This window comes from Mesorhizobium sp. B2-4-2, from assembly GCF_006442845.1.
Classification (GTDB): domain Bacteria; phylum Pseudomonadota; class Alphaproteobacteria; order Rhizobiales; family Rhizobiaceae; genus Mesorhizobium.
Map to the genome: position 1 here is coordinate 128,435 of NZ_VFVM01000010.1, position 12,695 is coordinate 141,129.

Genomic DNA, 12,695 nt, shown 5'->3' on the forward strand with positions numbered 1-12,695 from the left:
CCGCCAGAACAATCATAACAAGTTCGAAAGCTGGCGGGACCTCCCTGATGAGTGGGCACACCGGAACACAGGGCGGCGATCTCCGATCGGTTTCCACTGTTGATCTTGGCGTGGCGACAACCAGAAGCAGCTGGCTGCTGACGGGCCTGTGCCTGGTCTGCGTCGCGACGGCGCTTTGCCTGCGGCCTGAGCGATATCTTCTGCTGTCCATAAAGTACTTCGGGACATTCCTCGGCTTGCTGCCGGTGCTGCTGGTGGTTGGCCTCGGGTTGACGGCATTGGTGTATGGCGGGCCCAGGCCGACAAGATTCATGGTGCACATACTCAAGGAACGCGGGCCGGCGGCCGCGCGGGTCGTCTTGCTATTCTTTCTCGGCATCATCGCTTTCACGACATTCAGGATCACCATACCGGAGATCGTGCCTTACTATGCCGATCCCATGCTGGCCGACCTCGATCGTTGGCTGCACGGCGTCGATCCTTGGGTATGGACGCACGGCATCGTTTCAGAGCCCGCCTCCATGCTGGTTTTCAAGGCCTATATGTCCTGGTGGTTCATGCAATGGCTTGGCGTCGTGCTCTTCGTCGCCTTCTGGAACAGTCCCGCCCGGCGCATCCGCTATCTCTGGGCGTTCGCGCTCACCATGGTGTTGTGTGGCACCGTTCTTCCAATCATGCTGTCATCCAGCGGGCCGATATTCTACGACCGGTTCTATGGCGGCAGCCGATTTGCCGGGGTGCTCGCAGCGCTGATGGCAGACCCGTATGCCTTGCCGGTGCGGTTCGCCGCCAGCTATCTGCTCGATGCACACGACAGCGGCCGCTCCGCGCTGGGCAGCGGCATCACGGCGATGCCCAGCATGCATGTCGCCATCGTCACGCTCAATGCCTTCTTCCTCACCGGCTTTGGTCGCCGCTGGGCCGTTGCAGGCTGGTCGTTCGCCGCACTCATCCTGTTCGGCTCGGTCTATACCGGCTGGCACTATGCCGTGGACGGCTACCTGTCGATCCTCGTGGTCTCTCTGCTCTGGTACCTGACCGGACGCTTCGTTCTACCGGCATCCGGGCAGCAGGCTTCCGACGTGGCCCAACAGACTTCCGATACGGGATTGGCGGCCCCTAATCCCGCGCCGCGATAACGGCCGGAGCGGACAGCGTCGAGCCAGGCGGCCTGCACCGCCTGGCTTCATTGCTTACTGGCTGGGTGCCGCCGCGTGTTCGCACGACACTTTCGGGTTCATGTCGGCGAAGGTGCCGGTCGGGTTGCCCTTCCAGGCCCAGACATGCAGCTCGTAGAATTCGCCCAGGCCGTAACGGTTGGGCGCACTGTTGAAGTTGAACAATTGGCCGTCCAGTGACGCCGGCCCCTTGGCGGTGATGTATTCGACCGCCACCAGCTTCAGTGTGCCGTCGGCCATCGGCTCGTACATCACGGCCTCGGGACGGGCGATGTCGATCTTGTCGTCCTTCAGGTATTGCCCGTTGACATAGTGAATGCCCATCGCGCCGCCGGTGATGCCGCTGGCGCAGGGAATGGGCGCATAGCCTTCGTCCGTGGCGACCTTGGCGTCGAGGAACCGGCTGTTCGCCGCCCGCACCTTGCCGGCCAGTGGATTCGCGCCGGATGCAGGCACGGCCTCTTGCTGATGGGCGTGGGCGAAGGTGGCGCAGGCGGCCAGCATGGCCCCCGCCATGAGAAGCCCGTTGCGGAATTTGCGTATCATGTTCATTCCATTCTTCTTGAAAAGGCCCAGCGCGCCGGCCGCCGGAAATACGGAGGCGCGGCAGGCAAGCGCCGTGATTGTCGTTGCTCGGAGCACCCCCAAGCGATGCGACGGATGGAGGAAAGCTTCATCCCTTCGGCAGATACGGGATCGTCCCCGCCAGGTCGGTGTTGTCGATCATCTGGAAGCGGCTGTCGCTGCCATCCTGGCGGGCCGAGACGAAGGGCGCGTAGGCCGGATCGTTGGCGAAGGCGCGCGCCGCCGCTTCCGACGGGAATGCCATCAGCGCGATCAGAGTGGTGTCGAGCGGCTTGCCTTCAAGCGTCTTCACATTGCCGCTGCGCGACAAATACTTGCCGCCATGCTTGTGGACGAGGTCGTGCACCGATGCGGCGTAGGCCGGCATCCACTGCGGGTTCTTCACCTTGATGTCTGCAATGACGTATGTGGTCATGGTCTTCTCCCTGTTACGGCGCACAGGGGAGATCCCCGCGGCCAGTCAAAGGGCTCGCATGGCAGAGCCCGCGCCGGCCAGTCCGCGATCTGTACCGGGCCGGTACAGTTTCCGTACTGGCCGCTTCCTTCATGAAGGCCTAATGTTCAGCCCAGTTTCGAGGGAGGACGTCGGATCATGGTCCACGGATACAAGCAGTTCTGCCCGCTATCGATGGCCGCCGAGGTGCTGTGCACCCGCTGGACGATGGTGCTGATGCGCGAATTGGTGGCGGGTTCGACCCGTTTCAACGACCTGCGCCGCGGCGTTCCCAAAATGTCGCCCAGCCTTCTGTCGCAACGGCTGAAAGAGCTCGAGCTCGCCGGGATCGTCGAGCGCAAGGAGGTGCCGGGCGAGAAGGGCATCTCCGAATACCGGCTGACGGAGGCCGGCCGGGATTTGCGCCCCGTCGTCGAGGCGATGGGCTTTTGGGGACAGAAATGGGTCGAGTCCCGGCTGTCCCTCAAGAACCTCGATCCGTCGCTGCTGATGTGGGACATGCGGCGCAATCTGAACCCCTCGCCGCTGCCCGACGGGCGCACCGTGATACAATTCCTGTACCAGGAGCTGCCGGCGTCCAAACGGTCGTGGTGGCTGATCGTCGAAAAGCATGGCGAGGTCGATCTGTGCTGGTACGATCCGGGCTTCGATATCGACCTCTACGTCTCAACCGACCTGCACACGATGACGGCGATCTGGATGGGATTGATCACCGTCGAGAAGGCCGGCGCGAAGGTCGCCTTGACCGGAGATCAGCACATCGCAAGGAAGATGCAGACCTGGCTCGGCCTCAGCCCGTTCGCGGTCGAGCCCAAACGGGCGGCGTAGGATTCTGGAGCCCGTTAGGCGCGCTTTCGACCCCGATCATTTGCAAGATGATAGGGTTGCACGAGGATTTCGGCCGGAATGTTCCATTCCTTGTTCAGTTTGAAGACCATGTCCAGGGTCAAGGCCCGCTTCCTGTTCAGCACCTCCGTTGCCCGGGGTGATGATCCGATCACCTCGGCCAGAGCCTTTCGCGGCAAGTTGAACAACTCCATGTGGGATTGAATGGCTTCAACGGGATCGGGTGCTTCAATGGGATAGTGCTTGTCCTCATAGGCCTCGATCAGGGTTGCGAGAACATCAAATCGGTCGCCATCGGGAGAGCCGATTTCCGGCTCGTTCTCGAAATATTGGGTGATTTCGGCAATTGCCCAATCGTAATCGGCTTCGGTCTTAAGAGGTCGAATGTTTTCCATCACACCTTCTCCGGATCAATCTTGTCATACTCTTTGTGTGTCCCGACGAATAGGCTCGCGTCCACCTGTCAATTGGCAGGAAACGGGTGGCGACGCGGGTCGTCTGCGGCTTCAATGCCGGCCATGTTCATCACCCTTGCCAAGGATCTCAAACCCGCGCCGCTGCCGGCCGCCGACGATCCGCGCTGGACGCAAGTCGTGGCGCGCGACAAATCGGCCGATGGCAGCTTCTGGTATTCGGTGGCCACGACCGGCGTCTATTGCCGGCCCTCCTGCCCGTCGCGGCGCGCCAACCCGAAGAACGTGCAGCTCCACGACACGCTGGACGAGGCCAGGGCAACCGGCTTTCGCGCCTGCCGGCGCTGCAATCCCGACGGACCTTCGCTCGAGGCCGGCAACGCCGCGATGGTGGCTGAGGCCTGCCGCAGGATCGAACAGAGCGAGGAAGAACCGTCGCTCGGTGAACTGGCCGCCGCCGCCGGCCGCAGCGCCGGCTATTTCCACCGCACCTTCAAGGCCGTTACCGGCCTGACGCCGAAGGACTACGCGGCCGCCCGGCGCGCCGAAAGGGTGCGCCGGGGCCTGGAAGACGGCGCCAGCGTGACAGCGGCGATCTACGATGCCGGCTTCAATTCGAGCGGACGCTTCTATGAGAAGTCGGCCGGCATGCTCGGCATGACGCCGACGCGCTACCGCGCCGGCGGCGCCAGCGAGGAGATCCGCTTCGCCGTCGGCGAATGCTCGCTCGGCGCCATCCTTGTCGCATCGAGCAGGAAGGGCGTCGCCGCGATCCTGCTCGGCGACGACCCAGACGCGCTGGTGCGCGACCTGCAGGACCGTTTCCCCAAGGCGCGCCTGATCGGCGCCGACCGCGATTATGAGGCGCTCGTCGCCCGCGTCGTCGGTTTCGTCGAGGCTCCAAGGCTTGGTCTCGACCTGCCGCTCGACCTGCGCGGCACCGCGTTCCGGCAGCGCGTCTGGCAGGCCCTGCGGGACATCCCGGCCGGCCGCACCGTCTCCTATGCCGAGATAGCAGGGCGCATCGGCGCGCCGAAGGCGACCCGCGCCGTTGCCGGCGCCTGCGCCGCCAACGCGCTCGCGGTCGCCATTCCCTGCCACCGCGTGATCCGCAAGGACGGCGCCCTGTCCGGCTACGCCTGGGGCGCGGAGCGCAAGCGCGCGCTGCTCGGCCGCGAGGCCTGAGGAGGAGCGGCAATGGGCGCGATGGCAAGGTCTTCCACCACCGATGCGGACAAAGATGCGCGGTCGCTGGTGATGGCTGCGCTCGGGGAGCTTGTCGAGAGCGGCAAGGCCGAGTGGAGCCGTGGCGCGACCGGCGAGATCGAACTGCGGCTGTTATCAGGCGAGGTTTTTTTGCTTGGCGAGGTTGCTGTCATTCGTATCGCATAAATCAGCGCTCTACGGCGCCCCCCTCTGTCCTGCCGGAGGGGGGCGCCGTAGGGTACTTACCTCCGCATCGTTCCGGAAATTGAATTTGAAAGCAAGCATCGGAGTGAGGAACGGAAGGCACGCGGCTAGGGTTCAGGCACACAGAAGGAGTGAAGCAATGAACCTCATGCAAACCCACACGCCGGCGACAGCCTCCGGCGCCGACACCATCACCTACGCCATCGCCCAATCCGCGATCGGCAAAATCCTCGCCGCGCGCGGTTCCCTCGGCGTCTGCGCCATCCTGATCGACTCCGACGCCGAGGCGCTGGCGCAGGATCTCGCCAGCCGCTTCCCCGGCAGGATGCTGGTCGAGGACGAGACCGCCTTGCAAGGCGATCTTGCGGCGATAACGCGTTTCATCGAAACGCCCGCCGCCGGCCTGGACCTGCCGCTCGACATCAGCCACGGCACGCCGTTCCAGCAAAAAGTTTGGGGCGAGCTTCGCAGCATCCGCCGCGGCGCAACCATCACCTACGCCGCCCTTGCCCAGCGTCTCGGCCAATCGAACGGCGCCCGCGCCGTGGCGACGGCCTGCGCCGCTAACGCGATCGCGCTCGGCATTCCCTGCCACCGCGTCGTCCGCGCCGACGGCACGCCCTCCGGCTACCGCTGGGGCACTGAGCGCAAGCACGCTTTGCTCGACAAAGAGGCCGCGATATGAACGCCCATGCCAAGGTTGCGGCATCGGTGGTGAAAGCCGCCGAGGAACGCGTTGCCGCTTACGACTGGCCAGCCCTAGCCGCCGAACTCGACGGCTTCGGCTGTGCGATGATGGAAAAGCTGCTCACGCCGCAGGAGTGCCGACAACTCGCCGGGCTCTATCCGCATGAGGAACATTTCCGCAGCCATATCCACATGGCCAGGCACGGCTTCGGCAAGGGCGAATACCGCTATTTCCGCTACCCCTTGCCAGACCTGATCGGCGGGCTGCGCACGGCGCTCTATCCCAGGCTCGCCGAGGTCGCCAACCGGTGGAACGAACGCATGGGCATCGCCACGCGCTATCCCGAAACGCATGCCGCCTTTCTCAAGCAGTGCCACGCCGCCGGCCAGGTCAGGCCGACGCCACTTCTGCTGCAATATGTGCCCGGCGACTTCAACTGCCTGCACCAGGACCTCTATGGCGACCTCGCTTTTCCGGTGCAGGTGGCGGTTCTGCTTTCAGAACCCGGCGAGGATTTCACCGGCGGCGAGTTCGCCCTGACCGAACAGCGGCCGCGCATGCAGAGCCGGGTGGAAGTGGTGCCCTTGCGCCAGGGCGATGCCGTCTCCTTCGCCGTCCACAATCGGCCGGTGCAGGGCACCAAGGGCAATTACCGCGTCAATCTGCGCCACGGCGTCAGCCGCCTGCGCTCGGGCATGCGGCACACGGTGGGCATCATTTTTCATGATGCGAAGTGAATTGGTGAGGCCAAGGTGTTGATCAAGAGTACATCGAGGCGCGTGTTCCCTTCGCCCCTGGGGCTAAGGCACAACCGCGCTTGGTGCTGCATCGCCGACTGCCATGCCCGAGCTCAACGGCAGGCATGATATCAGTGCAATGCCTTTCGATTAGCCGGCCGGCGCGTAGCGGCTCACCACCATGCCGCTCGCATAGGATTTCGAGCCGAGCAGCCGCAGCCTGCCGAACCCGCCTTGGTCGAAGATGCGGCGGCCGGCACCCAGCACGGCCGGGTTGATGAACAGCTGGAACTCGTCGACCAGCCTGGCCGCGATCAGCGCCGAGGCGAAGCCGGCGCCGCCGAACACCGCGATGTCGCCGCTCTCACCCCTCTTCAGCAAGTCGATCTCCCGCGGCAGGTCGCCGCTGACCACTGTCGTGCCCTCCCATCGCGAGGCCTTGAGCCTGTCGCTCGGCACCACCTTCTTCGCCTCGACGATGCGCTGGGCGAAAGCGTAAAACGGGTCGCGCGGATATCTCTTCGCCGCATTGCCCCAATGGGCGAGGTAGCCTTCCTCGGCCATCTTGCGGCTCAGGAGGATGGTATCGATGCCGGCGAAGACGGCGTTGAAGTCCCGCTTCAGCTCCTCGTCCCAGGCGCTGTCGTCGCCCCATTCCCAGAGCTGCCAGCGATGATCCGCGTCGGCGCCGACAAAACCGTCGACCGACATCTGCATCTGGAGGATCAGCTTTTTCATCATGGTTCTCCCAGTCAAGGGCCGAGCGGCTCGTTTTACCCGTCCGGCCGGCACGGTTGCCGATGGTTTACATTTGGAACTATTGACCTGAGATGAAAACGATGTCAATAGTAAAGCGATTTAAAAATGGAACCATACACATGTCGACACGGGACCGGTCCGGCTGCCCCATCAACCTGTCGCTCGAACTGCTCGGCGACCGCTGGACGCTGCTCATCATCCGCGACCTGGTCTTCGCCGGAAAAAAGCACTTTCGCGAATTCCTGCAATCCGATGAGGGCATTTCCTCGCGTACGCTGGCCGAGCGCCTCCAGACATTGCAGGACGAAGGCATCCTCACCCGCAGCGGTGATCCCTCGCATGGGCTGAAGGCGATCTATCGCCTGACCGAGGCCGGCATCGACCTTGTGCCCGTGCTGGCCACGCTCGGCGCCTGGGGCAGCAAGCACCGCAAGGCCGACGATGATCTGGCAAGGATCGCCGATAAGCTCGCTGCCGACGGCGAGCCGGCGCTGGAGCGCCTCAAGCAGGCGCTGCGGGCGGAGCATCTCGGTTGATGGATGTCGCCAAGGCGGCCTCGGGGACAACGACCCGCACAGGCAACGCGCGTTAGAAAGTGCGTCACGGCCCTCTGTTCGGAATAGCGCAAAAACAAGCGATTGGAACGGTTGCGTGATGCATTGCAGCACGCCGGCGACGAGCTATGGCGTGCGCAATATGTCGGCGCCCGCCTGCTCATCGAACAGCACGGCGCAGCCGCACTGCAGCGCGACTTCACTCAGCGCATTCGCGACCGTTTCGTCGGCCGAGACGAAATCGCCGGTCAGCACCCGCAATTCCTCCACGGCCTTGGCCATCGAAACCAGCCGCCCCGCGGCGCGGTCGGTCGAGCAGGCGTTGACGACGCAAACCAGATCGATCATTTCAAAGTTGCCCATGCCAGCCTCCGCACGCGGCGCCCTTCGGCCGTCAACGCGATTGTGAGCGACAATGTTCCGGCGGATCGCGACCTCGCTTGACAGCGAGCAATGTTTGTTCTCTTTATGTTCCATACTCTACAACGTCGCGAGGAACCGGGGATGGAGCCCACCATCCTGCATGCCGATCTCGACGCTTTCTACGCCTCGGTCGAGCAGCTTCTCGACCCGTCGCTGCGCGGCAAGCCGATCGCGGTCGGCGGCGGCGTCGTGCTCGCCGCCTCCTACGAAGCCCGCGCCTTCGGCGTGCGCGGCGGCATGCCGGGGCGCAAGGCGCGCGAGCTCTGCCCGCAGTTGATTTTCGTCGGCGGAAATTTCCGCGACTACCAGCGGCTCGGCGACGCCGCGATGAAGGTGCTCGACGATTTCACGCCGCTGGTCGAGCGCATCTCCATCGACGAGGCCTTCGCCGATGTCGCCGGTTGCACGCATCTGTTCGGCCAGCCGCGGGAGATCGCCTCGACCATTCGCCGCCGCGTGCGAAGCGAACTCGGCCTGCCGATCTCGATCGGCGTGGCGCGCACCAAGCACCTGGCCAAGATCGCCTCGCAGGTGGCCAAGCCCGATGGGCTGGTGGTGGTCGAGCCCGGCACCGAGATCGCCTTCCTGCATGACCTGCCGGTCTCCCTGATGTGGGGCGTCGGCCCGGCGACCAGCGCGCGGCTGGCCGAGATCGGCGTCCAGACAATCGGCGAACTGGCCAGGACGCACAGCGGCGCGCTGGCGCGGCTGCTCGGCCCTGCCGCCGGCGAAAAGCTTGCCGCCTTGTCGTGGAACCGCGATCCGCGCAAATTGGAAACACGTCGCCGCGCCCATTCGGCCGGTGCCCAGTCGGCGCTTGGCCGCAAGCCGGCACTGGAATGCGTCTACATCCCCGTCCTGCTGCATCTGGCCGACCGGGTCGCCAGCCGGCTGCGCGCCAAGGCGCGCCCCGGCCGCACGGTGACGGTGCGCGTGCGCTTCGCCGACCTCAGCGCCGTCACCCGCTCGATCACGCTCGACCAGCCGATCTCGGCGACGGTGATGCTGGCCGAGATCGCGACAGACCTGGTGCGGGGCGTGCTTGCCGATCATCCGCATGACAGGACGATTTCGCTGCTGGCGATCTCGGTCTCGCATCTGGAGGAAAGTGCCGAATTGCAGCTCGAACTGCCGCTCGGCCTCGCCGACGAAAAGCGCCGCCCCGGCACCAGGAAGGGCCTCGCACGCTTCGGCGCCGACCGCGCCATCGACAAGATCCGCGAGCGCTTCGGCAAACAGGCCGTCGGCTACGGCACCGTGGCGCTGGAGGCGGCCCGCTCCGTGCCCGACGAGTTCAGGGAATTGGCGCAGAAGGAATTGTAAGCGGGAATGGCTGTCTGCGCTCCTCGAATGGCGCACACCAGTTGGCTTCAGAGCCGCATCGTGCCGAAGACCCGATCCCAGAACAGCGACGTCACGCCGAAATTGACATTTTCGTCGACATGATGATGCAGCGCGTGGCGGCGCTTCAGCGTGTAGAGATAGCTCGGATGAGTGGGATGCCAGTGATGGATCACATGGTGGATGCTGACGTACCATAGGTAGCCCAGCATCAGCCCGCAGCTCGCCGCGCTGGCGACCGCGAAATCCGAGACCATCCATACGGGAAAGAACGCGACAAGCGCATGCACGCCGAGGCTGAGCCAGGTCGGCGTGCCCACCGGACTGCGCTCCTCGACATGATGGCGGGCGTGCAGATCCCTGATCCAGGGAATGTGGTGAAGGACGAAGCGGTGCATGACGTATTCGATCAGCGTCCACAGACAAAGGCACGCCAGCGCCGTCGCCAGCCAGCCTGGCGCGCTCTCTTCGCCGGCCTCGATAAGCCCGGCCACAGCCAGCAGGGCGATCGCCAGGGGGTAAACCACGAAGTCGCTGTAGTATCCAATGAGACCGAGTTCCATCGGAGCAAGCCTTCAACGCCGAAGAAGCGACAGATTGCCGAATGCGCGGGCGGGGAGCAACGCGGATGCGCCTGACATAGCGTCGCAATCACCTCGCGCAAGGTCGGCGGCAACGATTTGGAAGCCAGTCAACCGGCTGTTGCCTTCGAAACCAGCCTCGCAACGAGCTGAAAAATGGCGGAACACAGCGCGGTCCCGAATGGACGGCCAACTCTTGATCGCCGTCAACCGCGCGGCACCGTCGGGCGTGGCCGCGATGTCACATTGGATGGCACACCCTCACCCGAACCTTGCCGCCGTCCACGCCCCGTCAGCCGCGTTCGACTCCACCGCCGCGGCGACGAACTTCACGCCGCGCGCGCCGTCGACCACATCGGGCACCTGCGCCGCCCGGGCCGCATCGACGGCGGCGCCCGAACGATGCGCGCGGATGATGTCGGCGGCGTCGCGGTAGAAATTGGCGAAGGCCTCGATATAGCCTTCGGGATGAGCGGCCGGCATGCGCGACACGCGCCGGCTTTCCTGCGTCGAGCCATGGCCGCCGCGCACGAGCGTGCGGCTTTCCTCGCCATATCTGGAGAAGCGCAGTTCCTCGGGCCGCGTGCCCGACCATTCAAGCCCCGCCCTGTCGCCATAGATGCGCACGGAGAGATCATTATAGTGGCCGGGCGACGTCTGGCTGGCCAGGATCGTGCCGCGTGCCCCGCCCGCCCAGCGCACCAGCACATGCGCGTTGTCATCGAGCCGCCGTCCCGGCACGGCGGTGAACAGGTCGGCCGACACCGTCTCGGCCTCGCGGCCGCTGATGAAACTCGCCAGGTTGAAGGCATGCACGCCGATATCGGCCAGCACCGCCGACTGGCCGGCGCGCGCCGGGTCGGTGCGCCATTCCGCCTGTTTCTGGCCGTCGGCATCGATCGGCCTGGTCAGCCAGTCCTGGATATAGGCGCCGTGCACGGAGACGATGCGGCCGAGTTCGCCCGCCGCCACCATCTCGCGCGCCTGGCGCACCATGGCGTAGCCGGTGTTGTTGAGGGTGACGACGAAGCGGCGATTTTTCTCCCGCGTCAGCGCCACCAGGGCTTGCGCCTCGCCCAGCGTCGTCGACAGCGGCTTGTCGCAGATCACATCGATGCCGGCTTCCAGAAAGGCTGTCGCGACCGGCGCGTGCAGATGGTTGGGCGTGACGATGACGACCGCCTCGATGCCGTCCGGGCGCGCCGCCTCTGCCTTGGCCATCATGCGGTAATCGGCATAGCTGCGCTCCGGCGCGATGCCGATCTCGGCGGCCGAGGCGGCGGCATTCCCGGGGTCGGACGACAGCGCGCCGGCCACCAGCGCGATCTGGTCGTCGAGCCGCATGGCGAGGCGATGCACCGCGCCGATGAAGGCGCGCTGCCCGCCTCCCACCATGCCGACGCGCAAACGCTTGCCCGCCGATCCGTCCGATGTCGCATAAACCATGTTTGTCTCCTCCGATTTAAGGATGTTAAGCCAGCACCCACCGTCGAGCTCTGTAGCGCCCCCCTCTGTCCTGCCGGACATCTCCCCCACAGGTGGGGAGATTGGCAGCGTCGACCGCGACGCCTTTCATGCAACGCTGGCAATTTGGCGAAAGCCGGCGTGACATCCGATCTCCCCCCTTGTGGGGGAGATGTCCGGCAGGACAGAGGGGGGCGCCATAGGGTGCTATGTTGAATGCATCGAACTTCTTCGCTGCAGAACAGCTACCACCCTCGAACAGGATTTCCAATTTTCATATTGTAAAACGATCGTATCGCGCTAGCCTGAAATCATGAGCGGGACGCGCAAATCATCCGGACGGTCCAGCGCCGACGAGGCGGCGACCCGCAAGCGCGGGCGTTCGCTGGCGGCGCTCGGCTATATCAAGCCGCAGACTTACGAGGAACTGCGCGCGGTGCTGTCGTCGGGCACGGTCCATTTCCCCAAGCGGCTGCGCCAGGTCGCGATCTTCCTGTGGCAGCATCCGAGCGACGTCGCGCTCGGCACCATCGCACAGGTCGCCGCGCAGGCAGGGGTGCAGCCTTCGACGCTGGTGCGCTTCGCCCAGATCTTCGGCTATGCCGGCTTTTCCGATTTCCAGGGCCTATTCAAGGACCATGTCAAGGCGTCCTGGCCGGAAGGGCGCGGCCAGGAACGCACGCCGCGCGTATCCAATGCCGACCTGCATTTCCTGCGCGGCATGGTCGGCGCCTCGCAGGCCTCGCTCGGCCGCATCGAAACCGGCTTCGATATCGAGAGCTTCGAGAAAATGGTGGCGTTGCTTTCGGCCGCCGAGCTGATCTACGTCATCGGCTCCAAGCGCGCCTTTCCCGTCACCAGCTATCTCTCGCTGACCTTGTCGCAGCAAGGCGTGCGCAATGTGCTGGTCGACAATGTCGGCTCCACCGCGCTCGACCAGGTCGGCTGCATCGGCAGACGCGACGCGGTGCTGGCGGTCTCCTTCAGTCCCTACAATTCGATCACGCCCGACCTCGTCTCGGTCGCCCACGAGCGGCGCGCGCGGATCGTCACCATCACCGACAGCACTTTTTCTCCGCTGGTCAAGTTCTCGGACACCTGGCTGGAAGTTGTGGAACAGGACTTCGCAGGCTTCCGCTCGCTGGCGGCGTCGCTCGCCGTCGGCATGGCTTTGGTCCATGGTGTCGTGGCCCAACGGGCAGAAATGATTGCGCGGTTGACTAACGGGAACTGACATTCCATATCTTCAGAAATAGAAACTT

16 protein-coding genes are annotated in these 12,695 nt (G+C 64.7%); 9 read left to right on the top strand and 7 right to left on the bottom strand.

Annotated features, from left to right (window positions below; genetic code table 11):
• Positions 1–47: 47 nt before the first annotated feature.
• Entirely contained in the window at positions 48–1,139 is a 1,092-nt protein-coding gene (locus tag FJ942_RS21920) for a phosphatase PAP2 family protein (RefSeq protein WP_140898908.1), read from the top strand.
• Between the two features lie 54 nt (positions 1,140–1,193).
• Here the strand turns inward: FJ942_RS21920 and FJ942_RS21925 are convergent, their stop codons facing one another.
• Together FJ942_RS21925 and FJ942_RS21930 are read right to left on the bottom strand one after the other, a co-directional pair.
• Positions 1,194–1,730, bottom strand: a complete 537-nt coding sequence (locus FJ942_RS21925; RefSeq protein WP_181165266.1) for a hypothetical protein — start codon at positions 1,728–1,730, stop codon at positions 1,194–1,196.
• Between the two features lie 121 nt (positions 1,731–1,851).
• The gene (locus tag FJ942_RS21930; protein WP_140500048.1) at positions 1,852–2,178 is read right to left on the bottom strand and encodes a DUF1330 domain-containing protein; all 327 of its coding nucleotides are present in this window, start codon (positions 2,176–2,178) and stop codon (positions 1,852–1,854) included.
• A 174-nt stretch (positions 2,179–2,352) separates the two neighbouring features.
• Here FJ942_RS21930 and FJ942_RS21935 point away from each other — a divergent pair, with 174 nt between their 5' ends.
• Positions 2,353–3,045 (top strand): helix-turn-helix domain-containing protein, encoded by a 693-nt coding sequence (locus FJ942_RS21935; RefSeq protein ID WP_140561098.1) that lies wholly within the window; start codon positions 2,353–2,355, stop codon positions 3,043–3,045.
• Between the two features lie 14 nt (positions 3,046–3,059).
• Here the strand turns inward: FJ942_RS21935 and FJ942_RS21940 are convergent, their stop codons facing one another.
• Positions 3,060–3,458, bottom strand: a complete 399-nt coding sequence (locus tag FJ942_RS21940) for a type II toxin-antitoxin system HigA family antitoxin (RefSeq protein WP_140561099.1) — start codon at positions 3,456–3,458, stop codon at positions 3,060–3,062.
• Between the two features lie 123 nt (positions 3,459–3,581).
• On the opposite strand from FJ942_RS21940, the gene ada reads away from it, so the two are divergent.
• The 4 genes from ada to FJ942_RS21960 all read left to right on the top strand — a co-directional run bounded on the left by ada (position 3,582) and on the right by FJ942_RS21960 (position 6,311).
• The gene (gene ada, locus FJ942_RS21945; RefSeq protein WP_181169997.1) at positions 3,582–4,661 is read left to right on the top strand and encodes a bifunctional DNA-binding transcriptional regulator/O6-methylguanine-DNA methyltransferase Ada; all 1,080 of its coding nucleotides are present in this window, start codon (positions 3,582–3,584) and stop codon (positions 4,659–4,661) included.
• Between the two features lie 12 nt (positions 4,662–4,673).
• Positions 4,674–4,868, top strand: coding sequence for a hypothetical protein (locus FJ942_RS21950; RefSeq protein ID WP_140898910.1), 195 nt, complete (start codon positions 4,674–4,676; stop codon positions 4,866–4,868).
• A gap of 157 nt (positions 4,869–5,025) precedes the next feature.
• Positions 5,026–5,571, top strand: coding sequence for a methylated-DNA--[protein]-cysteine S-methyltransferase (locus FJ942_RS21955; protein ID WP_140547273.1), 546 nt, complete (start codon positions 5,026–5,028; stop codon positions 5,569–5,571).
• On the top strand, positions 5,568–6,311 hold the full coding sequence (locus FJ942_RS21960; protein WP_140547272.1) for a 2OG-Fe(II) oxygenase: 744 nt from the start codon (positions 5,568–5,570) through the stop codon (positions 6,309–6,311). The genes FJ942_RS21955 and FJ942_RS21960 overlap by 4 nt, the downstream gene beginning before the upstream one ends.
• A gap of 150 nt (positions 6,312–6,461) precedes the next feature.
• Here the strand turns inward: FJ942_RS21960 and FJ942_RS21965 are convergent, their stop codons facing one another.
• Positions 6,462–7,049: a dihydrofolate reductase family protein gene (locus FJ942_RS21965; RefSeq protein ID WP_140898912.1), complete on the bottom strand. Its 588-nt coding sequence runs from the start codon at positions 7,047–7,049 to the stop codon at positions 6,462–6,464.
• Positions 7,050–7,189: 140 nt separating this feature from the next.
• Between FJ942_RS21965 and FJ942_RS21970 the strand changes: the two genes are divergently transcribed.
• Positions 7,190–7,606 (top strand): helix-turn-helix domain-containing protein, encoded by a 417-nt coding sequence (locus FJ942_RS21970; RefSeq protein WP_140516034.1) that lies wholly within the window; start codon positions 7,190–7,192, stop codon positions 7,604–7,606.
• Positions 7,607–7,750: 144 nt separating this feature from the next.
• On the opposite strand, the gene FJ942_RS21975 is transcribed toward FJ942_RS21970, so the two are convergent.
• Entirely contained in the window at positions 7,751–7,987 is a 237-nt protein-coding gene (locus FJ942_RS21975) for a hypothetical protein (RefSeq protein ID WP_140500063.1), read from the bottom strand.
• 141 nt (positions 7,988–8,128) lie between these two features.
• Here FJ942_RS21975 and dinB point away from each other — a divergent pair, with 141 nt between their 5' ends.
• Positions 8,129–9,370 (top strand): DNA polymerase IV, encoded by a 1,242-nt coding sequence (gene dinB, locus FJ942_RS21980; RefSeq protein ID WP_140500065.1) that lies wholly within the window; start codon positions 8,129–8,131, stop codon positions 9,368–9,370.
• A gap of 47 nt (positions 9,371–9,417) precedes the next feature.
• Here dinB and FJ942_RS21985 read toward each other — a convergent pair whose 3' ends face one another.
• Both FJ942_RS21985 and FJ942_RS21990 read right to left on the bottom strand, forming a co-directional pair.
• Positions 9,418–9,951, bottom strand: a complete 534-nt coding sequence (locus FJ942_RS21985; protein ID WP_140500066.1) for a sterol desaturase family protein — start codon at positions 9,949–9,951, stop codon at positions 9,418–9,420.
• Positions 9,952–10,230: 279 nt separating this feature from the next.
• Entirely contained in the window at positions 10,231–11,415 is a 1,185-nt protein-coding gene (locus tag FJ942_RS21990; RefSeq protein WP_140898914.1) for a Gfo/Idh/MocA family oxidoreductase, read from the bottom strand.
• A 331-nt stretch (positions 11,416–11,746) separates the two neighbouring features.
• Here FJ942_RS21990 and FJ942_RS21995 point away from each other — a divergent pair, with 331 nt between their 5' ends.
• Positions 11,747–12,667 (top strand): MurR/RpiR family transcriptional regulator, encoded by a 921-nt coding sequence (locus FJ942_RS21995; RefSeq protein ID WP_140898916.1) that lies wholly within the window; start codon positions 11,747–11,749, stop codon positions 12,665–12,667.
• The last annotated feature ends 28 nt before the right edge of the window (positions 12,668–12,695 follow it).